The sequence below is a fragment of the Kitasatospora sp. NPDC056800 genome, assembly GCF_042789775.1.
Taxonomy (GTDB): domain Bacteria; phylum Actinomycetota; class Actinomycetes; order Streptomycetales; family Streptomycetaceae; genus Kitasatospora.
Genome location: NZ_JBHUAL010000124.1, coordinates 1 through 22,437 on the forward strand (window position 1 = coordinate 1; position 22,437 = coordinate 22,437).

Annotated in this window: 22 protein-coding genes; 7 read left to right on the forward strand and 15 right to left on the reverse strand. The window is 73.9% G+C overall.

What is annotated here, in order from left to right; translation table 11 throughout:
* Positions 1–81: 81 nt before the first annotated feature.
* On the reverse strand, positions 82–1,530 hold the full coding sequence (locus ACFRQN_RS24875; RefSeq protein ID WP_380742222.1) for a choice-of-anchor A family protein: 1,449 nt from the start codon (positions 1,528–1,530) through the stop codon (positions 82–84).
* A 319-nt stretch (positions 1,531–1,849) separates the two neighbouring features.
* Here ACFRQN_RS24875 and ACFRQN_RS24880 point away from each other — a divergent pair, with 319 nt between their 5' ends.
* The 3 genes from ACFRQN_RS24880 to ACFRQN_RS24890 all read left to right on the forward strand — a co-directional run bounded on the left by ACFRQN_RS24880 (position 1,850) and on the right by ACFRQN_RS24890 (position 4,204).
* Positions 1,850–2,557 (forward strand): 4'-phosphopantetheinyl transferase family protein, encoded by a 708-nt coding sequence (locus ACFRQN_RS24880; protein WP_380742224.1) that lies wholly within the window; start codon positions 1,850–1,852, stop codon positions 2,555–2,557.
* A gap of 174 nt (positions 2,558–2,731) precedes the next feature.
* The gene (locus ACFRQN_RS24885; protein WP_049654835.1) at positions 2,732–3,214 is read left to right on the forward strand and encodes a membrane protein; all 483 of its coding nucleotides are present in this window, start codon (positions 2,732–2,734) and stop codon (positions 3,212–3,214) included.
* A 120-nt stretch (positions 3,215–3,334) separates the two neighbouring features.
* Entirely contained in the window at positions 3,335–4,204 is an 870-nt protein-coding gene (locus ACFRQN_RS24890; RefSeq protein ID WP_074000801.1) for a helix-turn-helix domain-containing protein, read from the forward strand.
* Here the strand turns inward: ACFRQN_RS24890 and ACFRQN_RS24895 are convergent.
* Together ACFRQN_RS24895 and ACFRQN_RS24900 are read right to left on the reverse strand one after the other, a co-directional pair.
* On the reverse strand, positions 4,201–4,635 hold the full coding sequence (locus tag ACFRQN_RS24895) for a hypothetical protein (RefSeq protein WP_234348511.1): 435 nt from the start codon (positions 4,633–4,635) through the stop codon (positions 4,201–4,203). The two genes, ACFRQN_RS24890 and ACFRQN_RS24895, sit on opposite strands and share 4 nt — an antisense overlap.
* 166 nt (positions 4,636–4,801) lie before the next feature.
* Positions 4,802–5,794, reverse strand: coding sequence for an Lrp/AsnC family transcriptional regulator (locus ACFRQN_RS24900; protein ID WP_380742227.1), 993 nt, complete (start codon positions 5,792–5,794; stop codon positions 4,802–4,804).
* 115 nt (positions 5,795–5,909) lie between these two features.
* Between ACFRQN_RS24900 and ACFRQN_RS24905 the strand changes: the two genes are divergently transcribed.
* The gene (locus tag ACFRQN_RS24905; RefSeq protein WP_380742229.1) at positions 5,910–6,713 is read left to right on the forward strand and encodes an inositol monophosphatase family protein; all 804 of its coding nucleotides are present in this window, start codon (positions 5,910–5,912) and stop codon (positions 6,711–6,713) included.
* Here the strand turns inward: ACFRQN_RS24905 and ACFRQN_RS24910 are convergent, their stop codons facing one another.
* The 6 genes from ACFRQN_RS24910 to ACFRQN_RS24935 form a co-directional block, all read right to left on the reverse strand.
* Positions 6,714–7,694: an amidohydrolase family protein gene (locus ACFRQN_RS24910; protein ID WP_380742231.1), complete on the reverse strand. Its 981-nt coding sequence runs from the start codon at positions 7,692–7,694 to the stop codon at positions 6,714–6,716.
* Positions 7,691–9,325: an acyl-CoA dehydrogenase family protein gene (locus ACFRQN_RS24915; protein ID WP_380742233.1), complete on the reverse strand. Its 1,635-nt coding sequence runs from the start codon at positions 9,323–9,325 to the stop codon at positions 7,691–7,693. Before ACFRQN_RS24915 ends, ACFRQN_RS24910 begins: the two co-directional genes overlap by 4 nt.
* Positions 9,309–9,992, reverse strand: coding sequence for a TetR/AcrR family transcriptional regulator (locus tag ACFRQN_RS24920; RefSeq protein WP_380742235.1), 684 nt, complete (start codon positions 9,990–9,992; stop codon positions 9,309–9,311). Before ACFRQN_RS24920 ends, ACFRQN_RS24915 begins: the two co-directional genes overlap by 17 nt.
* 183 nt (positions 9,993–10,175) lie before the next feature.
* A complete protein-coding gene (locus ACFRQN_RS24925; RefSeq protein ID WP_380742237.1) occupies positions 10,176–11,696 on the reverse strand; it encodes a S28 family serine protease in 1,521 nt (506 codons plus the stop codon).
* A gap of 239 nt (positions 11,697–11,935) precedes the next feature.
* On the reverse strand, positions 11,936–12,799 hold the full coding sequence (locus tag ACFRQN_RS24930) for a serine protease (protein ID WP_074000795.1): 864 nt from the start codon (positions 12,797–12,799) through the stop codon (positions 11,936–11,938).
* Positions 12,800–12,948: 149 nt separating this feature from the next.
* Positions 12,949–13,578 (reverse strand): TetR family transcriptional regulator, encoded by a 630-nt coding sequence (locus ACFRQN_RS24935; RefSeq protein WP_049654505.1) that lies wholly within the window; start codon positions 13,576–13,578, stop codon positions 12,949–12,951.
* 120 nt (positions 13,579–13,698) lie between these two features.
* Here ACFRQN_RS24935 and ACFRQN_RS24940 point away from each other — a divergent pair, with 120 nt between their 5' ends.
* The 3 genes from ACFRQN_RS24940 to ACFRQN_RS24950 all read left to right on the forward strand — a co-directional run bounded on the left by ACFRQN_RS24940 (position 13,699) and on the right by ACFRQN_RS24950 (position 15,383).
* Positions 13,699–13,854, forward strand: a complete 156-nt coding sequence (locus tag ACFRQN_RS24940; protein WP_159028531.1) for a hypothetical protein — start codon at positions 13,699–13,701, stop codon at positions 13,852–13,854.
* A 57-nt stretch (positions 13,855–13,911) separates the two neighbouring features.
* Entirely contained in the window at positions 13,912–14,265 is a 354-nt protein-coding gene (locus ACFRQN_RS24945; protein ID WP_380742240.1) for a DUF4190 domain-containing protein, read from the forward strand.
* Positions 14,266–14,498: 233 nt separating this feature from the next.
* Positions 14,499–15,383, forward strand: coding sequence for a metallophosphoesterase (locus tag ACFRQN_RS24950; RefSeq protein ID WP_074000793.1), 885 nt, complete (start codon positions 14,499–14,501; stop codon positions 15,381–15,383).
* 129 nt (positions 15,384–15,512) lie between these two features.
* Here the strand turns inward: ACFRQN_RS24950 and ACFRQN_RS24955 are convergent, their stop codons facing one another.
* The 6 genes from ACFRQN_RS24955 to ACFRQN_RS24980 form a co-directional block, all read right to left on the reverse strand.
* A complete protein-coding gene (locus ACFRQN_RS24955; RefSeq protein WP_380742242.1) occupies positions 15,513–15,824 on the reverse strand; it encodes an SHOCT domain-containing protein in 312 nt (103 codons plus the stop codon).
* 165 nt (positions 15,825–15,989) lie between these two features.
* On the reverse strand, positions 15,990–16,667 hold the full coding sequence (locus ACFRQN_RS24960) for a response regulator (RefSeq protein ID WP_380742244.1): 678 nt from the start codon (positions 16,665–16,667) through the stop codon (positions 15,990–15,992).
* Complete coding sequence (locus tag ACFRQN_RS24965) at positions 16,664–17,908, reverse strand: sensor histidine kinase (protein ID WP_380742246.1); 1,245 nt, start codon at positions 17,906–17,908, stop codon at positions 16,664–16,666. Before ACFRQN_RS24965 ends, ACFRQN_RS24960 begins: the two co-directional genes overlap by 4 nt.
* Positions 17,909–18,011: 103 nt before the next feature.
* Complete coding sequence (locus ACFRQN_RS24970) at positions 18,012–20,549, reverse strand: ATP-dependent Clp protease ATP-binding subunit (protein WP_380742258.1); 2,538 nt, start codon at positions 20,547–20,549, stop codon at positions 18,012–18,014.
* Positions 20,550–20,718: 169 nt separating this feature from the next.
* Entirely contained in the window at positions 20,719–21,435 is a 717-nt protein-coding gene (locus tag ACFRQN_RS24975; RefSeq protein WP_380742248.1) for a VIT family protein, read from the reverse strand.
* 185 nt (positions 21,436–21,620) lie between these two features.
* Positions 21,621–22,262: an HAD family hydrolase gene (locus tag ACFRQN_RS24980; protein ID WP_380742250.1), complete on the reverse strand. Its 642-nt coding sequence runs from the start codon at positions 22,260–22,262 to the stop codon at positions 21,621–21,623.
* Between the last annotated feature and the right edge of the window lie 175 nt (positions 22,263–22,437).

The window sequence follows — 22,437 nt, forward strand, 5'->3', positions numbered from 1 at the left end:
GTCGGGGTCGACTCGGGCGGCCTGCGCCGCTGTCCGGCTGATCAGTTCGTCAGTTCGTCAGTTCGTCAGCGGTACGGTCCGTCAGCTGTGGCGGCCGCGGCGGCGGGCGGCCAGCACGGCCAGACCGCCGAGGCCGAGCAGGCCGACGCCCGCCAGGCCGAAGACCACCGGGGCGTTGCCCGCACCGGTGGAGGGCAGCTCACCGCCACCGGGGTGCTGGCTGGTCGGCGCCTTGGTCGGGTGGTGGCTGGTCGGGCCCGGACCGGCGCTCGACGTCGTCGCGCTGGCCGACGGCGAGGTCGGCGCCGGAGAGGTCGGCGCGGGGGACGTCGGGCTCGGCGACGTCGGGGACGGCGACGTCGGGGACGGGGAAGTCGGCGACGGCGACGTGGGAGACGGCGACGTCGGACTCGGCGAGGTCGGCGAGGGGGACGGCGTCGGCGAGGTCGGCGACGGGCTGGGCGTCACGGCGCAGTCCGGCAGGTCGCCGTCGAACGGGTAGCTGTGGATCTCGTAGCCGCCGGTACCGGTGTGGACCAGGTTGCCCGCCAGGTACACCCGGCCGTTCATGCCCGGCTGGGCGATGGTCGTGGTGCCGCCCGGGTTGCCGGCCATGACCGAGCCCTGGAACTGGGCGCTGCCGAGGATCTGCGCCGAGGTCGCGGTCGGGAAGTTGTACATCAGCTTCGAGCGCATGTCGGTGGTCTGGTCCCCGGCCAGGCCGGTGCCGGTGTAGGTGTTGATGATCGGGCTGTCCCCGAGCATGTTCACCACGACGGTGGCGCCGGCCGGGATGTTGTTGAAGACCAGGCCGATCTGCCCGCCGGACGGCGAGGCGAGGTTCTGGGTGACGTTGAAGACCTGCTTCATGCTGGTCCCGTCGCCGGTGAAGGTCGCCTGGCTCGGGGAGATGTCGACGGTGCCGGTCGCGGTGGCCCGGCCGACGCAGTCGGAGACCTCCTCGATCTGGGTCAGCACCGACTGGTAGGGCGCGGCCGCGTTCGGGTCCTGGATCGACTCGCCGGTGGGGTCGATGTTCACGGTGCCGGTGACGGAGCCCGCGTGGCGCAGGTTGCCGAAGGCCGGGCCGTGCGAGTCGCTGCCGCCGATCAGGATCGCGTTGCCGGTCAGCACGTCGACGTTGCCGCCGGTGGTCACGAAGTCGCTGCCGTTCGGCGGCACCACGCGCGAGCCGACGCCGACGACGCCCATGTTGTAGATGCCGCCGCCGTTCTTGTCGACGGTCAGGTTCCCCAGCGTGACGATCTTGCCCTCGGCCTCCGCGGCGCGGCCGGTCACCGTGTAGTCGCCGCCGGTGAAGACGTTGATGGTGGCGTCGCGGCCGGGGAAGTCGCCGTTGTTGGGCGGCGGCCAGGTGGCGGGGCAGTCGGGCCCCGAGCAGGCGCCCAGCGGCGGGGCCAGCGGGGCGGCGGAACCGACCGTCAGCACCGCGGCCAGCGGCAGCGCGGTGAGGGCGGTCGCCACCGCCACCCGGACGGCCCGGCGCCTTCGTGTGGCCGGTGTTCTCACGGCGGTCGTTCTGTGATCCGGCGAACCGGTGGCCTGACCCATCGACAATTCCTCCGTGCATGAGAAAAGGACAGGCCGGGACGACCTGCCATGTTCCGTGCCATCTGCTGGCGATCTCACAGATCCGGGACATCCAACCCCAAAACGGACCATCCGCACTTTACAGACCCTCAGATCGGATCCGAAATTCATCCGTACGGAGCAGCGCTTCCTCGGGCGGGCGCCGACGGACGGCAAGGCCCTCGGGCGTGTCTTCGAGGTGCGTGCCCTGGCGTCGCCCCGCAGACGCGAGTTCGAAGACAGGCCCTAAGTTGGAGGCATGACCACCGAGGCCCAGGAACAGAGCGCGCCGCTCGTCGCCGTCGCGTCCGCCGACGCCGTACTGCGGCACCCCGAGGCGGGCGAGCACCTGCTGACCGCCATGGAGCGGGAGCGCGCCGCGCGCTTCCGGCACGAGTCCGGACGGACCGACTTCACCGCCGGCCACGTCCTGGTCCGGCTCTGCGCCGCCCGGCTGCTCGACGTGCCGGTGGCCGGCCTCGTCCTCGCCCAGCAGTGCCCGGACTGCGGGCTCGCCGACCACGGCAAGCCCTACCTGCCGGACCACCCCGGGGTGCATGTGAGCCTGTCGCACACCCGGGGCGTGGTCGCGGCCGGCGCCGGGTTCCAGCCGGTCGGGGTCGACGTCGAGCTGTCCACCCGGGGCGGCTCGCTGCGCTCGGTCGCCCGCCGGGTGCTCGCCCCGGCCGAGCTCGCCCTGGTCGAGGCCGACCCGGAGCCGGAGCGGGCGTTCCTGCGGCTCTGGGTGCGCAAGGAGTCGCTGATCAAGATCGGGCGGGCCACCCTGGACACCCTCGGCCGGGTCGACCTCTCCGCCCTGCCGCTGACCGTCCCGCCGGGCGCCCCGCTGCGCAGCCGGTACGAGGACCTGCACCTGCTCGACTGGACCGACCCGGAGCACGCCGCCGCCGTCGCGGCCGTCAGCACCGCCCCGCCCCGGATCGTGGAGCTCACGGCGGCCGACTGAGCGAAGGGGGCGGGGCGCCGGGCATCGGCGGGCCGGCGGCGGGCTCCGGCGCCCACCCGCACGGTGGGCCGGTGAATAAGCGGTGTTAGCGTGCCTGGTCGTGGGCCCGCCGATCGCGTGCGCCCCGCCCCCAGCCGACCAGCTGCCCACCGGAATTCAAGAGGGTGCCCCGCCATGGCCAAGTTCCTGCTGAGCCTGCACGTCCTCGTGTCGGTCCTGTTCATAGGCCCGGTCGCGGTGGCCGTCAGCATGTTCCCGCGCCGGGCGAAGGCCGCGCTGGCGGGCGGACCGGACCGGGCCTCCGACGCCGGCGTGCTGCGGGTGCTGCACCGGATCACCCAGGTCTACGCGCTGCTCGGGGTCGCGGTGCCGGTGCTGGGCATCGGCCTGGCCCAGGTGATGGACGTGCTCGGGCAGTCCTGGGTGATCGTCTCGATGGTGCTGACCGCGATCGCCGCGCTCTCCCTCCTGCTCTTCGTGCTGCCCGGCCAGCAGGCCGCCGTGGACGCGCTCGAACTCGACCCGTCGGACGAGCGGCACGCCAAGGCCGTCGGCGGCCTGAAGCTGCTGCCGATGACCGCCGGGGTGTTCAACCTGCTGTGGGCCGTGGTTGTGGTGCTCATGGTCATCCGCCCGGGGTCCAGCACCGGCGTCTGAGCCCCGGATCCCTTGGGCTCTGATCCCCCAGCCCTGATCCCCCGGGCCCCGGGCTCCTTGTCGCCTGGTCCCCCGCGCCCCCTCCCGCCGACCGGGGTGGTTCGAGTACCGTCCTGGGCCATGACGATCATGGCGGGCATGGGCAGCCCGACGGGAACCGGCGTCGGTCCGCTGCTGCGCGGCTGGCGGGTACGACGGCAGCTCAGCCAGCTGCAACTGGCACTGCGGGCGGACTCCTCGGCCCGCCACCTCAGCTTCGTCGAGAACGGCCGCTCCCGCCCCAGCCGCGAGCTGGTGCTGCGGCTGGCCGAGGAGCTGGACGTCCCGGTGCGCGAGCGCAACGCCCTGCTGCTGGCGGCCGGCTACGCCCCGCACTACCCCGAGACACCGCTGGACGACCCGTCGATGGCCGCGCTGCGCGGCGGGCTGGAGCGGCTGCTGGCCGCCCACGACCCGTACCCGGCGGTCGTGGTCGACGGGTCCTTCCGGGTGCTGGCGGCCAACCGCTCGCTCGGACTGCTCCTGGACGGCGTCGCCCCGCACCTGCTGGAGCCGCCGTTCAACGCGATCCGGATCACCCTGCACCCGGACGGGCTCGCGCCGCGCATCGTCAACCTGCGGCAGTGGCGGCGGCACCTGCTGGAGCGGTTGGAGCGGCAGCTGGAGCTGGTCCGCGCCGAGCCGCTGCGCCGACTGTACGAGGAGGTCCGCGGCTACCCCGAACCGGCCGACGACCCGGCGGACGAGCCGGCCGACGACCGGGTGGACGGGCCGGCCGCGTACGGGTCCCCGTTCGCGCTGCCGCTGCGGATCCGGTACGAGGAGCGGGTGCTCTCCTTCCTCTCCACCATCGCGACCTTCAACACGCCGCTGGACGTCACCGTCTCCGAGCTGGCCATGGAGACCTTCCTGCCGGCCGACGCGGAGACGGTGCGGTTCCTGCAGTCCGTGGTCGGCCCCGAGCGTCAGGTCGTGCCCGACACGCCTTAGCCCTGCTGCCGGGCCCGGCGCCGCAGGGCGGTGAACTGGAGGACGGCGAACAGGGCCACCGCCGCGGCCTGCACCGGGATCCAGACGAACCCGGCGGTGGTCGGCTCCAGCCACGCCTCCATCGCGACCAGGCTGAGCACCACCCAGGCCAGGTTGACGCCGATCACCGCCCGCACCCCCGGCCCCGGCGGCTGCCGCCGGGCGGCCAGCGCGCCGACCGCGAGGGCGTACCCGAGGAGGAGCAGCCCGACCTCGACCAGGGTGGTGCGGCCCGCGCCGAGCAGCTCGCCGAGCGGACCGGAGAAGGCCAGGTAGGCCAGGCCGTTGCCGCCGGTCACCAGGGCGTCCAGGGTCAGGGCGCCGCGCACCGTCCACGGGGAGAAGACGGAACCTGGCCGGGCGGGGCTGAGGGTGTTCGCGTGGGCGGACATGGCGGATCACCTCCTGTCGGGGGTGGGCCCCGGGACCGTGGCGGCCGCACCGGGTGCCCCCACCCTGCCCGGCCCGGCGGCGGGCGTCGATTACCCCGTAGGTAAGGGCGGGCGCCCGCACGGGCACGGTCGTCGGGCTACGGCCGCCGGGCCACGGGCAGCCGGGCTACGGCCGCCCGGGCGGCTGCCGGAGCAGGACGCCCGCCCGCTTCACCGCGCGGGCGGTGATGGTGGTCTCCGCCCTGGTGACGCCGAGCGGTCCGAGGGTGTCGGTGAGGAAGCGGTACAGCTCGCCGTGGTCCGGGCAGAACACCGTGGCCAGCAGGTTGGCCGGGCCGCTGGTGGCGAACACCCCGTGCACCCGCGGGTGGCGGGCCAGCACCGTGCCGACCTCGGCGATCCGGCCGGGCGGCACGTCCAGCCAGAGGTTGGCGTCCACGGCCAGGCCGAGCAGCCGCGGGTCCACGGTGGCATGGGTGCGCAGCAGCCCCGCCCCGTCCAGCCGGTGCAGCCGGCGGCGCACCGTGGACTCGGGCGCGCCCACCGCCGCGGCCAGTACGGCGTGGGACTGCCGGGCGTCCTCGCCGAGCCGCTCCAGCAGCGCGCGGTCGAGATCGTCCAGCGGCGGGGGCTCGGCGGGGCGCGGGACGGCGGGCCGGGCGAGCGCGGCGGCCTCCTCCCCGGTCAGGTACCCGGCCCGCCACTGCCCGGCGTCGGCGAAGGCGTGCAGCACCGCGTGGGTGGTGGTCTCGGTGACGGCGCCGGTCGCGGGCAGCTGCCCGTACAACAGCCGGTCGCGGGAGCCGGCATCGGTGAGCACCACGGCCCCGACCTCGTGGCCGCCGAGCATCACGTCGACGAACGGCACGTCGGGGCGGTCGGCGAGGGCCCGCGCGATGGCGTCCACCCGGCCGCTCAGCACCCGGACCCGCAGCAGCAGCGCGCCCACGGCGGCGTCCTCGACGTCCGGCAGCCGGACCACCCGCAGCACCCCGGCCTGCCGCATCCGGCCCAGCCGGCGGGTGACCGTCCGGGCGGAGACGCCCAGCACCTCGGCGATCCGGCCGGGCTCGGCCCGTCCGTCCACCTGGAGGGCGCACACCAGGCGGCGGTCGAGGGCGTCCAGCACGCTGTCCGGATCGGCGGTGGAGAGGTCCATGGTGTCCGATCCCCGCCACTTCCGGCGGCTCCTGCGTCCTGTTCGGCAGCCCCGACGGTACTCCTTGTCCCGGGCGGCCGGAGCGGACACCGGCCCGGAGCGAGGAGGAGTCACCGTGACGGACGGGCTGTGGACGCTGGCGGAGGACGTGGAGGCCGCGGTGCGCGAGGTCGGTGCGGGGCTGGCGGCACGCCGGTCCGCCGAGCCGGTCACGGCGCGGACCGTCGAGGAGGCGGCGGCCCGCTTCGCCGAGCTGGACGGCCCGGCGGCCGCCGCCCTGCGGGGGCGGCTGACGGCGCTGCGCCCCCGGGCCGGCTGGGTGTCCGAGGAACTGGACGGCCCGGTGCCCGCCGAAGGCGAGTGGTGGCTGTGCGACGCGACCGACGGAGCGGTGCAGTACCTGCTCGGGCAGCCGCACTGGGCGGTGACCGCCACGCTGGTGCGGGACGGCGCGGCGGTGCTGGCCGTGGTGCACGCCCCGGAGCAGGACGGCCGTACCTACCGGGCGGTGCTCGGCGGCGGGGCCGAGCTGGACGGGCGGCCGATCGCGCCCCTGGAACGGGAGTTGGCCGTCACCGTCGCCGCCACCAGCCAGCCGCCCCGGGTGGCCGCCGACCCGGTGGCGCTGCGCCGGGCCGGCGAGTCGCTGTCCGCGATGGCGGGCGCCGTCCTGGCGGTGCGCAACCTCGGCCCGACCGCGCTCCAGGTGGCCCAGGTCGGCTCCGGGCACCTGGCGCTGTTCTGGGAGTACGGCCTGGACGCGGGCAACCTGCTGCCCGGCGCGCTGATCGCCCGCGAGGCGGGCGCCACGGTGACGGACGCCGCCGGGGCGGCCTGGACGGCCGGCTCCGACGGCTTCCTCGCCGCCGCGCCCGGGCTGCACGCCCGGGCGCTGGAGGTGCTGCGGACGGTGCGGTGATCAGCCCCTCGGCTCGGGCCCCGCTTCGGGTCGCGGTTCGGGTCGCGGTTCCGGTCGCGGTTCGGGTCGCGGTTCGGGGCCCGGTCCGAGTCCGAAGAGGGCGGCCGCGTTGTCGTGGCAGACCGCCCGCAGCCACTCCTCCCCCAGCCCCAGCCCGGCCAGCGCCTCCAGCTGGTGGACGTACCGGTAGGGGATGTTGGGGAAGTCGCTGCCGAGCAGGACGCGCTCCCGCAGCCCGCGCAGGCGCGGCAGTTCCGCGCGCGGGAACGGGACGTCGGCCTCGGCGAAGTCGGTGAACGCGATGGTGGTGTCCAGCCGGACGGCCGGGTGGCGCTCGGCCAGGTCGAGGAAGTCGCGGTACTCGGGCATCCCGAGGTGGGCGACCACCAGGACCAGGCCGGGGTGCCGTTCCAGCACCGCGCCGATCGGGCCGGGGCCGGTGAACTTGCCCGGCACCGGCCCGGACCCGCAGTGGGTGACCACCGGGGTGCCGGTCTCGGCGAGCAGCCCCCAGACCCCGTCCAGCAGCGGGTCCGCCGGGTCGTAGCCGCCGACCTGGAGGTGCGCCTTGAACACCCGGGCGCCGTCCTCGATCGCCCGGGCCACGTAGCCGGGCGCCCCGGGCTCGGGGAAGAAGGTCGCGGTGTGCAGGCACTCCGGGGTGCGGGCGGCGAAGTCGGCGGCCCAGCCGTTCAGCCAGCCGGCCATGCCGGGCTTGTGCGGGTAGAGCATGGACGTGAACGCCCGGACGCCGAAGTCCCGCAGCCGCCGGACCCGTTGCTCCTCGGCCTCGCGGTAGGTGATCGGCCACGGGCGGTTCACCAGCGGGCCGGCCGCGTCGAAGTACGCCCACACCTTGTCGAGGACGTTCTTCGGCATGAAGTGGGTGTGCACGTCGATCAGCCCCGGCAGGCCGAGGCCCTGCCAGAACGCCCGGACGCCCTCCGCCTCCCCGACGCCGTCCGCCTCCCGGTCGCTCACGCGATCACCGGGCGGGCGCGGTCGATGATCGCCCCGGTGTCGACGCCGGACGGCAGGGTGCCGAAGGCCGCGCCGTGGTCGCCGCCGAGCCGGCTCGCGCAGAACGCGTCGGCGACCGCCGGGCTGCCGTACCGGACCAGCAGCGAGCCCTGGAGGGCCAGCGCCATCGACTCGACCAGCCGACGGGTGCGGTACTCCAGGTCCCCCGGGTCGGTCAGCTCCTTGCGCAGCGCGGCGACGGCCGCGTCCAGCCGGCGGTCCGCGCCGGCGGCGGCGTCGAGTTCGCCGAGGAAGGCCTCGACGGTCTCCGGGCGCTTGGCCATGGCACGCAGCGCGTCCAGGGCGGCGACGTTGCCGGAGCCCTCCCAGATCGACACCAGCGGCGCCTCCCGGTAGAGCCGGGGCATCCCGGACTCCTCCACGTAGCCGTTGCCGCCCAGGCACTCCAGCGCCTCGGCGGCGTGCGCCGGACCGCGCTTGCACACCCAGTACTTGGCCACCGCGAGGCCCAACCGCCGGACCAGCGCGTCGGTTTCGTCGCCGGCCAGGGCGCGGTCGGTGGCCCGGGCGAGCCGCATCGCGACGATCGTGGCCGCCTCGGACTCCACCACCAGGTCGGCGAGCACGTTGCGCATCAGCGGCTGGTCGACCAGCGCCTTGCCGAACGCCCGCCGGTGCAGGGCGTGGTGCACCGCCCGGGTGGCGCCGTAGCGCATGCCGGAGGCCGCGCCGACGGTGCAGTCCAGCCGGGTCATGTTGACCATCTCGATGATGGTCGGGACGCCCCGGCCCTCCTCGCCGACCAGCCAGCCGACCGCGCCGTCGTACTCCAACTCGGCGGAGGCGTTGGACTTGTTGCCGAGCTTGTCCTTGAGCCGCATCAGCTGCAGGCGGTTGCGGCCGCCGTCCGGCAGGACGCGCGGCAGCACGAAGCAGCTGAGGCCGCCCGGGGCCTGGGCGAGGGTCAGGAAGAGGTCGGACATCGGCGCCGAGGTGAACCACTTGTGGCCGGTGAGCCGGTAGGTGCCGTCGGCCTGCGGGGTGGCGGTGGTGGTGTTGGTGCGGACGTCCGAGCCGCCCTGCTTCTCGGTCATCGACATGCCGGCGATCAGCCCGCGCTTGGTACGCGGCTCGCGCAGCCCGTAGTCGTACTCCCGGGCGGCCAGCAGCGGCTCCAACTCGGCGGCCAGGGCCGGGTTGGCGCGCAGGGCCGGGACGGCGGCGTAGGTCATCGAGATCGGGCAGGTGTGGCCGGCCTCGACCTGGCCCCAGACGAAGAACCGGGCGGCGCGGGCGGAGTGGGCGCCGGGGCGCTCGTCGCGCCAGGGGGCGGCGTGCAGGCCGTACCCGACGGCGGTGCGCATCAGCTCGTGCCAGGCCGGGTGGAACTCGACCTCGTCGATCCGGTGGCCGAAGCGGTCGTGGGTGCGCAGCACCGGCGGGTTCTCGTTGGCCAGCCGGGCCCAGTCGGCGGCCTGCTCGGAGCCGGCCAGCCGGCCCAGCTCGCGCAGCTCGGGCTCGGCCCAGCCGGCGTCGGCCCGCTGGAGGGCGGCGAGCAGGGTGGGGTCGGCGGCGGTGTCGTGTCCGTACGGCAGGGGCACCTGGTTGGTGACCTCATGCGTCGCTGTCATCGCGTCCTCCCAGGGCACGCAGGGTGAAGGAGACCAGGGCGGGGACCACCGTGGTCTTGTCGCTCTGTTCGGGCTCGGCGGCTCCGGTCCCGGCCGCTCCGGGTGTGGCAGCTGCCCCGGACGCGACTGTTCCAGGTGCGGCGGCGAGCGGGCCGGCCAGGGCCTCGCCGACCGCGCCGACCAGGGCGGCGGCGGTCAGCACCGGGTCCTGCTCGGGCAGTTCGCCGCTCGCCACGGCGGCGGCGATCTCGGTGGCGATCACGTCCCGGAACGCCCGCCGGAACACCAGGCGCTCCTCGTCCACGACCGCGTCGGCCGGCTCGACCAGCAGCGCGTACGCCAGCCGGGGCGCGCGCAGGGCGCGGGCGGCGAAGGTCTCGACCACGGCGGCGATCCGCCGCCTCGGGGTGTCCTGGCGGGCGACGGCGGCGTTGACCGCGTCGATCTCGTGCGTGACCACCCGGCGGAACAGCTGCACCGAGAGCTCGGCCTTGCCGCTGAAGTGCTGGTAGAGGCTGCCGGTGGCGATCCCGGCGCGGTCCGCCACGGCGGCCATCGTGCAGCCGCCGTAGCCGCGCTCGGCGAGCAGGCCGACCGCCGACTGGAGCACCGCTTCGCGCTGGGCGTCCAGGCGGGCTTGTACGGCGGGCGTGCGTCGGTAGGCCACGCAAGCATTGAAGCACTGATTCACTGCTTCGGGGAGGGGCTGGGGCGGCCCGACCCCCGCCGGCGGGGCGCGGGGGACGTGCGGGCGCGGAGGCGCGGGACGACGCGAGGAGGCCGCCCCGGGTTCCGGGACGGCCTCCTCCTCATGCGTGGTGGTGCGACCTGCCTAGCGCGAGCGCGAGCGCTACAGCGGGCGGCGCTCCTGCTCCAGCCGCTGGCCCTCGACGTCCAGCGGGCCGAAGTCCGAGCCCGGCTGCGGCGTCTTGGCGAGCGAGCGGGCGGCGTTCGCGTCGCCCAGACCGGCCCACTCCAGCACCTTGGCGGTGGCCTCCGCCGACTGCGCGGCGGGCAGCTGCTCGATCTTCGAGCCGTGGTTGCCGCCGGGCACGGTGTAGACGTAGCTGTCCTCGCTGCCCCGGCCGAGGTGGAACGGCTTGGCACCCCACGGGTCGTTGCCGCCGTAGACGTACATGATCCGCTCACCCTCGCGCTTCACCCAGCGGTCGATGTCGGGCATCGCGTTCGGGTTGAAGACGGTCGGGATCTCCTTCGGCACGTAGCTGCGGACCGAGTAGAGCTCCTTGTAGTCGTAGTGCAGCACGTCCTTCAGGTGCGAGACGTCGAAGAACGGCGCACCCAGCTCGGTCGCGGCCTGGTAGTAGTACGCGGTGTACTTCGCCAGCGACTGGTCGCTGTTGCCGGTGATGCCGGACTGCGAGTCGAACCAGGCGTACAGCTCGTCGTCGGTCGCGGTCGCGGCGACCGGGACCTTGGCGCAGTCCGCCTCCAGGCTGTACTGCCAGAAGCCCCAGACCACGTCCAGCACGCCGGCCTCGTACGCGCGGTCCGGGGAGCCGAGGGTGTTGAAGGTGGAGCCGGACGCCTTGTTGTCGGCGACGTAGCGGGGCACCAGGCGGTCACGGCGCACCAGCAGCTCGCGCTGGGCGGCGTTCAGCCTCGCCCGGCACTCGGGGGTGCCGACGGTCCGGAAGAAGTCGCTGTACGCCTGGTAGTCGTTGACGTTCGTGTTGTTCGGCGCGACGTAGGCGATCGTGCCGGCCACGTCGTCCGGGTAGAAGCGGCGGAAGTAGGTGGAGGACATGCCGCCCTTGCTGGCGCCGGTGGACAGCCACTCCTCCTGGTAGATCCGCTTGAGCGCGGTCACCAGCCGGTGCGAGTCCGCGGCGCCCTGGCGGATGCCGGCCTTCGACCAGTCCGCCGGCTCCGGGCGGGAGGGGGTGAAGAACCGGTACTCGATGGACACCTGGTTGCCGTCCACCAGCCGGGTCGGCTCGGTGCGGGACGGGTTGGTGCCCAGCGTGTAGCCGTTGGTGTAGAAGACGGTCGGGCGGTCGTAGCCGCGGTGCAGCAGGCTGAAGCGCTGCTGGAAGGTGCCCAGCCAGGGCCGGAAGTGGTCGATCGGCTGGGTGTACGTGGCGACGAAGTAGCGGTGACCGGTGGTGGTCGGCTTCTCCTCGGTGATCGTCACGCCGGGGATCGCCGCCAGGCGGTCCTTGATGTCGGCGGTCGGGTCGTCGGCGGGGCTCCGGCCGTGGCGGGACCCCTTGCCCTGGTCACCCTGCGCCCCCTGGGCACCCTGCGCGCCCTGGCCGTCGGCGGCGGACGCCGGGCTCGCCAGGCCGCCGAGCGCGAGCAGCGGTATCAGCAGGGCGGAAGCCAGCAGCCTTCTCATGGTGGTGGTCATCAACTCTCCATCTGTTCAGCTGACATGATCGCCGCCCGCCGGTACGGCCGCGCGGCGCGGGTGGAGCGGATGGTGCGGGTGGAGCGCGGTGGAACTGGTGGAGCGGTGGCCGACCGACGGACGGCCGGGTGGAGCGGGGTGGAGCGGTGGCCGACCGATGGACGGCCGAATGGGCCACCCGCCGTTCGCGGATGGCCCATCGGGGGAAAAGTGCTGGTCAGCGCGGTTGCCCTGGTGGCTTACGGGCGGGGCAGGGTGCAGCCGGCGAGGGTGAGGTCGAAGCGGTTGCCGGCGGCGAAGCAGGCCGGGATCCCGTAGGTCTCCTGGGCGTAGCCGATGCCCGGACGGACCGTCACCGCGCCGTTCTGGTCCACCTCGCAGGGGTTGTCCAGGGTGCAGGTCTCGCCGCTCTCGTTGATCGTGTTGTTGACGGCGACCACCTGGCCGGTCGAGGCGTCGACCACCGGCGAGCCGGAGGTGCCGCCGATCACGTTGCAGGTGGAGGTGTAGCGGACCGAGTCCTTGAAGGTCCAGTCGGCTTCCTTCAGCCGGTAGGCGAAGCCGTCCACCGAGCAGGAGTAGATCTTCTTCCAGTAGCCGGAGACGACCTTGATCGAGGTGCCCTGGACCGGGTGGGTGGCGGCGATCGTCAACGGGGCTATGCCGTAACGGGACTGGATCGAGGCGTAGGTGGTGTTCAGCTGGTAGATCGACACGTCGGTGTCGGTCATCGCGCCGTAGACGATCTTGTTCGCGCGCAGCGTGGCGACACCGCTGCCGCTCCCGTTGAGCAGGGTGAAGGTCCGACTGGAGGACCGGTTGAGGACCACCTCGCCCGGACCGGGCATACCGGTCTCCAGGCAGTGGCCGTTGGAGAGTATGAGGGCCGGGTCGTTCGCGGTCGAGCCGGGCATCCGCACCAGCGAGCCGGAGCAGTTGCTGAGGGCGACCGTCCCGGCGAAGTTGACGGCGGTGACGGGCTTGGCTGCGGACTTGTCGGCGGAGGCCGCGGCCTGGGCCGGAGCGGCTCCGCCGAGGGCGGTGGCCCCGGCGACCAGGAGCGCGGCGACCGTGCCTATGAGCGGCTTGAGCGGCTTCTTCATGAGAGACCTCTCGATGTGGGGGGATCCACTGGTGGGGGTGCACCAAAGCTGTCGCGGACATGACCCACTGTCAAGAGTCAAAGCAACACCAAGAACCGCCCAAGCCGCAATGACCGGTTATCGTCGCCACCCGGCCAACTCCCGGACGGTCAACCCGCCTGCCAGTGCTCCCGACCGAGACTGATCAGGCGCAGTTGGAGGCGCGCGGTGGCGGCGATCCGCCGCTCCCGGGCCGGGTCCGTCTCCAGCGCCTCCAGGAAGGCGGCGGCCGTGGAGACCATGTGGTCGACGTACAGCTCGGCGAGCATCCGCAGGTCCTGCTCGCTCCACCCCCGCGACTGCGGCTGCAGCGCCAGGGCGGCTCCCACCTCGGCGGCGAAGCGGCCGAGTTCGGCGTCGATCGCCTCGCGCACCCGCCGCACCCCGCCGTGCCGCTCGCGCGCCAGGAAGCGGACGTGCGGCCGGTGTTCGCGGACGTGCCGCTCGATCACGTCCACCGCGCGGTCGATCAGCTCCTCGGCGTCGCCGGCCTCGGCGAGCACCGAACGGATCATGACGTGCAGGCTGGCCAGCGACTCCTCGACCAGTGCCACCCCGAGGGCGGCGAGGTCCGGGAAGTGCCGGTAGAAGGCGGCCGGGGAGAGCCCCGCCTCGCGGGTGACCTCGCGGACGCCCAGGCTCGCCAGGTTCTGATCGGCCAACAGGTGCAGCCCGGCGTCCAGCAAGGCCCGCCGACTCTGCTGCTTCTGGGCCTGTCTGGCCCCAACGGTGTGACTCACGCCATTCAGTAAACATTCGTTTGCCGAACTTGGCCAGCCGAGCGTAGAGTGGGGCCGAAGTCAGTGAACACTTGTCAACCGAAATCGGCGCAGTCCCAGCCGCAGCCGAAGGAGTCAGCCGTGATCCTGCTCTCCGCCCTGGTCGCCATGGGCATCCTGATCGGCACCGCCGCCCACACCTCGCTCCCGGTCTTCCTCGCCGCCTCCGCCGGCATCACCACCTGGCTGCTCGCCTTCGGCGCCCGCGAGGGCATCGCCCGCCTCCGGCACCGCTGACCCGGCCGCTCCGCGGACCGCACCCGCGGCCACCCTCCAGAGAGGACCCGCACCACCATGAGCACCGTCACCGACCGTGTCACCACCGGCCGCCTCGCCATCGGCCGCCAGAACATTGACCGCCCGGAGCGCCACGCCCAGCAGACTGCTCGTCAGGCGACCGGCCGTCAGGGCACCGCCGAGGCCGACGGCCTCGCTGTCGCCTCCTTCCTCCTCGGCCTGCCCGGCCTGCTGCTGTTCAACATCGTCCTCGGGCCGATCGCCGTCACCCTGGCCACCCTGGCCCTGGTCCGCGGCACCAACCGGCGCGGCCGCGCCGTCCTCGGCCTGACCCTCGGCATCGCCTCGCTGGCGATCCTCGCCGTCACCACCGCCACCTCCCATGGGGTGCTCATCGACATCAGCTCCTGAACTCCCCTTCCACTCCCACTTCCTGATCCCGCCTCCTGTCCTCAGCCCGCCTTCCGCTCGGCTCCCGATCCACCGTCCCGGCCCTGACCCGCCGGTGAACCACCGGTGAATCGCCGGGCTGACCTCGGCTCCTGAACCGACGGTTCGAACGACTGATCCCGTCAACCCGCCCCACTCCCCCCGCCCGCCACGTAGGGTGGGCCCCATTGGCCAGGCGACCTCAGGGGGCAGGAGTGACTACGGAGAACCGCAGCGAGGCACAGCCGGAACGGACCACCCCGACGGGTGGACGGCTGCTCGCCGTGAGCGATCTGCACATCTCCTACCAGGAGAACCGCGACCTGGTGGAGAAGCTCCAGCCCTCCCACCCCGGGGACTGGCTGCTCGTCGCCGGTGACGTCGCCGAGATCACGACCAGCATCGAGTGGGCCCTCGGCCTGCTCGCCGAACGCTTCGCCCGCGTGGTGTGGGTGCCCGGCAACCACGAGCTGTGGACCCACCCCGAGGACCCGGTCCAGCTGCGCGGAGTGGCCCGCTACGAGCACCTGGTGGAACGCTGCCGCCGGCTCGGTGTGGTGACCCCCGAGGACCCGTACCCGGTCTGGGAGGGCCCCGGCGGACCCGTCCGCATCGCCCCGCTCTTCCTCCTCTACGACTACACCTTCCGCGCGCCGGGCACGACCACCAAGGAGGCCTCCCTGGCGGCCGCCTACGAGAGCGGCATCGTCTGCGCGGACGAGCGGATGCTCTACCCGGACCCGTTCCCGGACCGCGACTCCTGGTGCCGCGAGCGCGTCCGGCTGACCGAGAAGCGACTGGCGGCCTGCGACCCGGACGTCCCGCTCGTCCTGGTCAACCACTACCCGCTGGTCCGTCAGCCCACCGAGATCCTCTGGTACCCCGAGTTCGCCCAGTGGTGCGGGACCGAGCTGACCGCCGACTGGCACACCCGGTTCAACACCGCGGCGATGATCTACGGCCACCTCCACATCCCGCGCCGGACCACCTACGACGGCGTCCCGTTCACGGAGGTCTCGCTCGGCTACCCGCGCGAGTGGCGCAAGCGCGGACTGCCGGACCCGCTGCTGCGGGAGGTCTTCCCGCAGCAGGCGGGCTGAGCCTCCGGCCCACCGTCACGCGGCCGGATTGCCGGCCCCCGGTGCCGCCGACGCCATGGACCTCCACGGCGTCGGCGACCCGGTCGTCGGCCACCCGGGCGGCGGCGCCCCGTACGACGCCCGGGGCGGTCACTTGGCGCCACCTCCTCCGGGGTCGCCCCGCGGCGGTTCGCTGAGCACGGCCCGCTTGGCGCGGTACTCCTCGGCGTCGATGTCGCCCTCGGCGTAGCGGCGGCCCAGGACGGCCAGCGGATGCTCCACGACGGCCCCGGCTCCCGATCCGGGCCCGAACCCGGCCCTGGCGCCGTACCCGCAGCCGTGCCGCCGCCAGACCGTGCGGCGCAGGACCGCGATCACCAGGACCACCACGGCGATCCAGACCAGGGGGATCAGCAGGATCCACGGGCCCGGGCCGTGCCAGTCGGCCAGCTGGGTGTACATGGTGGTTCAACTCCTCGGTGGTGGGCTTCCAGCACCTCGGGCGGTTCCCGAGGCACCTGAAGCGTCCCGCCGAAGAGCCTCATCGCGCGTCCTACCAGCAGCGGCAGTTGGGATACTCCCGGGAGAGTACGAACCACCCGCGACGCTCCGGCCCGGGAGCAGCCCTCAGCCCAGCCAGCCCGGCCGCACCAGCCCCGACTCGTAGGCCAGCACCACCAGTTGCGCCCGGTCCCGCACCCCGAGCTTCACCATCGCCCGGCTGACGTGCGTCTTCGCCGTCAGCGGGCTGACCACCAGCCGCCGGGCGATCTCCTCGTTGGACAGCCCCATCCCGACCAGCGCCAGCACCTCGCGCTCCCGCTCGGTCAGCATCGAGATGTCCGAGAGCCCCTGCGGCACGGCCTCGGGCCGCTTCGACCGGGCGGCGAACTCGCCGATCAGCCGCCGGGTGACCCCCGGCGAGAGCAGCGCGTCCCCCGCGACGGCGACCCGGACCGCCCGCAGCAGGTCGGCCGGCTCGGTGTCCTTGACCAGGAAGCCCGCCGCCCCGGAGCGCAGCGCCTCGAAGACGTACTCGTCCAGCTCGAAGGTGGTCAGCACGACCACCCGCACGGAGGACAGCGCCGGGTCCTCGGCGATCCTCCTGGTCGCCTCCAGCCCGTCCATCCGCGGCATCCGGATGTCCATCAGCACGACGTCCGGCACGAGTTCGCGGGCGAGCCGGACCGCGGCCTCGCCGTCGTCCGCCTCGCCGACCACCGTGAGGTCGTCCTGGAGGTCCAGCAGGGCCCGGAAGCCCGCCCTGACCAGCAGTTGGTCATCCGCCAGCAGTACCCGAATCAATCGCTCTCCGCCTTCGGTGTCGGCAGCTCCGCCCGGACCCGGAAGCCGCCGTCGGGCAGCGGCCCCGCCGTGATGGTGCCACCGAACGCCGCCGCGCGTTCCCGCATCCCGACCAGCCCGCTGCCCGACCCGCCCGCGTCACCGGGCACCGCGGGCCCCGGGTCCTCCACCCGGACCACCAGCACGGCCCGGTCCGTCCAGTCCAGCACCACGACCGCCTGCCGGGCCGCCGAGTGCCGGACCACGTTGGTGAGCGCCTCCTGGACGATCCGGAAGGCGGTGAGGTCGACGGCGGCGGACAGCGCGCGCCGCTCGCCGCGCTCCTGCACCTCCGCCTCCAGACCCACCCGGTCCGCCTGCTCGGTGAGTTCGTCCAGCCGGTCCAGCCCCGGGGCCGGCCCGCGCGGCGGCGCGCCGGGCCCGCGCAGCGTCGCGAGCACCTGGCGGACCTCGCCGAGCGCCTCCTTGCTGGTCGACTTGATGGTGACCAGCGCGCCGCGCGCCTCCTCCGGCCGCCGGTCGAGCAGCGCGAGCGCGACCCCGGCCTGGATGTTGATCAGCGACAGGCTGTGCGCCAGGATGTCGTGCAACTCCCGGGCCATCTTGAGCCGTTCCTCGTTGGCCCGGCGCTCCTCCAGCTGCTGCCGGTAGGCCCGGTGGGCGGCGATCCGCTCGCGCCGGAACCGGACCAGCTCGCCGCCCGCCATCACCAGCAGCAGCCAGGCCAGCAGCCCGAGCTCCTGCGGCCAGACGCTGCCGGACGGCGGGGCGGCGCGCTGCCAGCTCGCCGGCAGTACGAAGGCGCCCAGCAGGTGCACCAGGTAGACCCCGGCCGCGCCCGTCCAGGCCGCCCGGCGGTGCCCGGAGCCGATCGCCGCGCAGCAGGCGATCAGCCAGCTCACGAAGACCGGCCCGTACGGGTACCCGGCGGCCAGGTACCCGGCGGTGACCACCGAGGTACCGGCCGCCACCGCGACCGGCCGGCGGCCGCGCAGCACCAGCAGGGCAGGCCCGAGCAGCAGCAGGAGGTAGCCGAGGGCGTCCAGCGGGACCCGCCCGTGCTGGCCGTGCGCGGCGACGGTCGAGCCGACCACCTGGATCGCCGCGACCGCCACCGCCGGCCCCAGCGCGTGGCCCACCGCGGCCGCGCGCGCCCACGGCGGGCGCGGCGGCTCGGACGGCTCCCCCGGCGGCTGCTCCGCCACGGGCGGCTCGGTCGGCGGGGAGGTGGGCGGCATCATGCCCACAAGCTAGACCCGTGCCGCGCCCGTACGCGTCCTCCAGCAGTGGCGTTCGGGCGTACTCCCCCTGGAGTACGCCCGAACCAGGCCCGCCTCGACCGGATCAGCCCTCGGCGGCAGCGGCGGCAGCGGCCTTCGCCTCCGCCTCCTCGAAGGTGGCCGAGGCCTCCGGCCGCGCCAGCGTGACCACCAGCTCCCCGTCGCTGACCTCCGCGATCAGGGTGTCCCCCTCCCGCACCGAACCGTCCAGCAGCAGGTTGGAGATCCGGTTGTCCAGCTCCGACTGGATCGTCCGGCGCAGCGGCCGGGCCCCGAACTCCGGCTGGTAGCCCCGGTTGACCAGGTACTCCTTGGCCGCCTCGGTGACCTCCAGCCGGATGTCCTGGGCCCGCAGCCGCCGCCGGCTGCGCTCCAGCAGCAGGTCCACCACCGACAGCAGGTCCTTCCGGGTGAGCGCGTGGAAGACGATCACCTCGTCGATCCGGTTGAGGAACTCCGGCCGGAAGTGCTGCCGCAGGTCCCGCATCAGGTCGTCCCTGATCTCGTCCACGTTGCCCGCGTGGTCGAGGATCCGCTGCGAGCCGATGTTGCTGGTCATGATCACCACGGTGTTGCGGAAGTCGACCGTACGCCCCTGGGAGTCGGTCAGCCGCCCGTCGTCCAGCACCTGGAGCAGCAGGTTGAAGACGTCCGGGTGGGCCTTCTCCACCTCGTCGAAGAGCAGCACGCTGTACGGCTTGCGGCGCACCGCCTCGGTCAGCTGCCCGGCCTCCTCGTAGCCGACGTACCCGGGCGGGGAGCCGACCAGCCGGGAGACGGTGTGCTTCTCCTGGAACTCGCTCATGTCGAAGCGGATCATCCGGTCCGGGTCGCCGAACAGCAGTGCCGCCAGCGCCTTCGCCAGCTCGGTCTTGCCGACGCCGGTCGGCCCGAGGAAGAGGAAGGAGCCGGTCGGGCGCTCCGGGTCGCCCATCCCGGCCCGGCCGCGGCGCACCGCCTGGGAGACGGCGGTGACCGCCTCGTCCTGGCCGATCACCTTCTGGTGCAGGTGGTCCTCCAGCTTGAGCAGCCGCTCCTTCTCCGTCGCGTTCAGCTCCGCGACCGGGATGCCGGTCCGGGAGGAGAGCACCTGCGCGATGTCGTCGGCCGTCACGTCGACGACCTCCTCGCGGGACTCGGCGACCGCCGCCAGCTCGTCCTCGGTCTGCCGCAGCTCGGTCTTCAGGTTGGCGGCCCGGACGAACTCCTCGTCCGCGACGGCCTCGTCCAGCTCCCGCTTCAGCTTGGTGATCCGGTCCCGCACCCCGGTCGCCTCGGTGGAGCCGCTCAGGCTGCGCAGCCGGACCCGCGCACCCGCCTGGTCCAGCAGGTCGATCGCCTTGTCGGGCAGGAAGCGGTCACTGACGTACCGGTCGGAGAGCGTCGCCGCGGCGTCCAGCGCCTCGTCGGTGAACCGCACCTGGTGGTGCGCCTCGTACGCGTCGCGCAGCCCCTGGAGGATCTCGATCGTCTCCTCGACGCTCGGCTCGGGCACCAGCACCGGCTGGAAGCGGCGCTCCAGCGCGGCGTCCTTCTCCACGTGCTTGCGGTACTCGTCCAGGGTGGTCGCGCCGACCACGCTCAACTCACCGCGCGCGAGCGCCGGTTTGAGGATGTTGCCGGCGTCCATCGACCCCTCGCCGCCACCGCCCGCGCCGACCACGGTGTGCAGCTCGTCCAGGAACAGGATCACGCTCTTCTCGGCCGCGGTGACCTCGTCGATCACGTTCTTCAGCCGCTCCTCGAACTCGCCCCGGTACTTGGAGCCGGCCACCAGCGCGGTCAGGTCGAGGGTGACCACCCGCTTCTCCCTGAGGCTCTGCGGCACGTCCCCGGAGACGATCCGCTGGGCCAGGCCCTCGACGATCGCGGTCTTGCCGACGCCCGGCTCACCGATCAGCACCGGGTTGTTCTTGGTCCGCCGGGAGAGGATCTCGACGGTCTGCTCGATCTCCTCGGCCCGGCCCACCACCGGGTCCAGCCGGCCCGAGCGCGCCTCCTCGGTGAGGTCGCGCCCGTACTCGTCCAGCGTCGGCGTCTCGCTCGGGTGGGCGCCCGTACTGCTGCGCTCGCCGCCGGTGCCGCGGCCCTCCAGCACCGACTTCAGCGCCTCCTGCGAGGGCGCCGCGTTGCGCAGCGCCACCCCGGCGCCCGAGCGCTCCTGGTCGAGCAGCGCGCCGAGGATGTGCTCCGGGCCGATGTACGAGGCCCCGGCCTCCTGCGAGCGGGCGTGCGCGGCGAGCAGCGCGCGCTTGGCCGAGGGGGTGAGCGCCGGCCGGCCGTCCACCGTGTCGGGGTTGCCGGACGGCAGGGCGTGCTCCAGGTCGCCGGAGAGCCGGTCCGGGTCGATGCCGGCCCGTTCCAGCATCCGGCGCGAGGGGTCCACCCGGGTGGCCGCCCAGGCCAGGTGCGCGGTGTCGAGGTCGCTGGAGCCGTCCTCGGCCGCCCGCTGCGCGGCCAGCGCGAGCAGCTCCTGCGAGGACTCGCTGAGCAGCCGCCCGATCGGCACCCGCTGTACGGCGGGCGGGGAGGCCAGCGGGCTCATCCCGAAGAACCGGCTGAGCAGGTCGGAGAACGGATCGTTCGATCCGAACGGGGGCATGGTCACGGCAAGTCACCTCTCCCAAGCGGTTTGCAGCCACACAAACACAGGCCGGACCGGCCCGCCCGTCGAGCCGACCGGGGCCGTCACCCGGCGTGCCCGGGCCCCGCCGCCACGGTCCGGTGGTCCGCCCGTCCGCCCGTCCGCTCGTACGGACGGGGGTTCGCGGTCACCCGGTGACCTGGTCCAGCAGCACGCCGCCGCTGTACGTCACCGCCATCGCCAGCAACCCGCCCACGACGTTGCGCAGGACCGCCCGGGCCGGACCGGCACCCCCCAGCCGGGCGCTCGCCCAGCCCGACAGGGTCAGCGCGGCCACCACCGCCACCACCGTCACCACCAGCCGCCACGACTCCGGCGGCAGCAGCACCGCCAGCAGCGGCACCAGCGCGCCCAGCGTGAACGCCGCCGCGCTGGCCAGTGCCGCCTCCCAGGGGTTGGTCAACACGTCGGGGTCGATGCCGAGTTCGGTCTGCGCGTGGGCGGCCAGCGCGTCCCGCTCGGTCAGCGCCGTCGCCACCTCCCGGGCCAGGCCGTCCGCCAGCCCGCTGCCGCGGTAGTAGTCGGTCAGCTCGTCGAGCTCCCCCTCCGGGTCCTCCGCGAGCTCCCGCCGCTCCCGCGCCAACGCGGCCCGCTCGGTGTCCCGTTGGGTGCTGACCGAGACGTACTCGCCGGCCGCCATCGACATCGCCCCGGCCAGCAGCCCGGCCACCCCGGCCGCGAGCAGCGCCGTCCGGGAGCCCGCCGCACCCGCCACGCCGGTCAGGATGCCCGCCGTCGACACCACGCCGTCGTTGGCCCCCAGCACGGCCGCGCGCAGCCAGTTCAGGCGCGAGGACAGCTCCGCCCGCGACCCCCCGGCCTGCGCTCCGACCTGCTCAGCCATCCGCCCACCGCTCCCAGGGGTCCGACCGGTCCCCCCGATCCTCGCCCGGCGCCCCCGGCCCCGCCACCCGCCGCCGAGCACGGCCCGCCGACCCGAGCCCCCTCAGCCCGAGCACCGCCCGCCGGCCCGAGCCCCCTCAGCCCAGCACCGCCCGCCGACCCGAGCCCCCTCAGCCCAGCACCCCGTCAGCCCGACACCCCCCGCCCGTCCAGCACCGCCGCCAGCGCCCGCCGCAGGTCCTCCGGCCCCCGGTAGCGCACCCCGGTCATGCCCAGCGCCACCGCCGCGTCCACGTTCTCCTGGCGGTCGTCGACGAACAGGCACCGCTCGGGCGCCGCCCCGGCCCGCTCGGCGGCGATCTCGTAGATCCGCCGGTCCGGCTTGGCACTGCCCACCCGGGAGCTGTTCACCACCTCGTCCGCCAGGTCCGTCAGCCCCAGCAGCGCCAGGTCCTCGTCCAGCCACGCCGTCGCGTTGGTCACCAGCACCACCCGGCAGTGCTCCCGGGCCCGCCGCAGCAGCCCCACCACCGCCTCGTCCGCCCGGAACGGCGAATCCGCGAACGCCTGCGCCAGGGCGCGCGCCTGTGCGTCCGTCACCCGGCCGGCCAGCCCCCGCGCGATCGAGTCCACCCACTGCGCCTTCCCGATCCGCCCGAGCAGCAGCGGGAGGTCGTTCTCCGGCGCGAACCCGACCTCCGCCGTGCTCCCCTCCGCCAGTCCCGCCGCCCGCTCCAGCGCGGCCACCCGGCTCCCGTCGAAGAACCGGATCACGCCGTCCACATCGCACAGCACCGCGTCGAACGCCACCTCAGCCACCTCAGCCATCCCACCTCCCTATCACCCGGGATCACCGGCCCCCGTAGCGGGTGCGGCACGAGGACCGGCGGCGGTCCTGGTCCGTTACCGGCCAGAAGGGGCGGAATCGGCCCGTCGGGCGGACCCGGGGGCCAAAACGGCACATTCCCGGCTGGCGTTCGAATAACAACCTCGACGTTCGATT

What these genes read in the sequence shown, in the direction of transcription:
- ACFRQN_RS24880 (WP_380742224.1), top strand. Translation starts at nt 1,850, where the DNA reads ATGACCACCGAGGCCCAGGAACAGAGCGCGCCGCTCGTCGCCGTCGCG.
- ACFRQN_RS24885 (WP_049654835.1), top strand. Translation starts at nt 2,732, where the DNA reads ATGGCCAAGTTCCTGCTGAGCCTGCACGTCCTCGTGTCGGTCCTGTTC.
- ACFRQN_RS24890 (WP_074000801.1), top strand. Translation starts at nt 3,335, where the DNA reads ATGACGATCATGGCGGGCATGGGCAGCCCGACGGGAACCGGCGTCGGT.
- ACFRQN_RS24895 (WP_234348511.1), bottom strand. Translation starts at nt 4,635, where the DNA reads ATGTCCGCCCACGCGAACACCCTCAGCCCCGCCCGGCCAGGTTCCGTC.
- ACFRQN_RS24900 (WP_380742227.1), bottom strand. Translation starts at nt 5,794, where the DNA reads ATGGACCTCTCCACCGCCGATCCGGACAGCGTGCTGGACGCCCTCGAC.
- ACFRQN_RS24915 (WP_380742233.1), bottom strand. Translation starts at nt 9,325, where the DNA reads ATGACAGCGACGCATGAGGTCACCAACCAGGTGCCCCTGCCGTACGGA.
- ACFRQN_RS24925 (WP_380742237.1), bottom strand. Translation starts at nt 11,696, where the DNA reads ATGACCACCACCATGAGAAGGCTGCTGGCTTCCGCCCTGCTGATACCG.
- ACFRQN_RS24930 (WP_074000795.1), bottom strand. Translation starts at nt 12,799, where the DNA reads ATGAAGAAGCCGCTCAAGCCGCTCATAGGCACGGTCGCCGCGCTCCTG.
- ACFRQN_RS24945 (WP_380742240.1), top strand. Translation starts at nt 13,912, where the DNA reads ATGAGCACCGTCACCGACCGTGTCACCACCGGCCGCCTCGCCATCGGC.
- ACFRQN_RS24955 (WP_380742242.1), bottom strand. Translation starts at nt 15,824, where the DNA reads ATGTACACCCAGCTGGCCGACTGGCACGGCCCGGGCCCGTGGATCCTG.
- ACFRQN_RS24965 (WP_380742246.1), bottom strand. Translation starts at nt 17,908, where the DNA reads ATGATGCCGCCCACCTCCCCGCCGACCGAGCCGCCCGTGGCGGAGCAG.
- ACFRQN_RS24970 (WP_380742258.1), bottom strand. Translation starts at nt 20,549, where the DNA reads ATGCCCCCGTTCGGATCGAACGATCCGTTCTCCGACCTGCTCAGCCGG.
- ACFRQN_RS24975 (WP_380742248.1), bottom strand. Translation starts at nt 21,435, where the DNA reads ATGGCTGAGCAGGTCGGAGCGCAGGCCGGGGGGTCGCGGGCGGAGCTG.
- ACFRQN_RS24980 (WP_380742250.1), bottom strand. Translation starts at nt 22,262, where the DNA reads ATGGCTGAGGTGGCTGAGGTGGCGTTCGACGCGGTGCTGTGCGATGTG.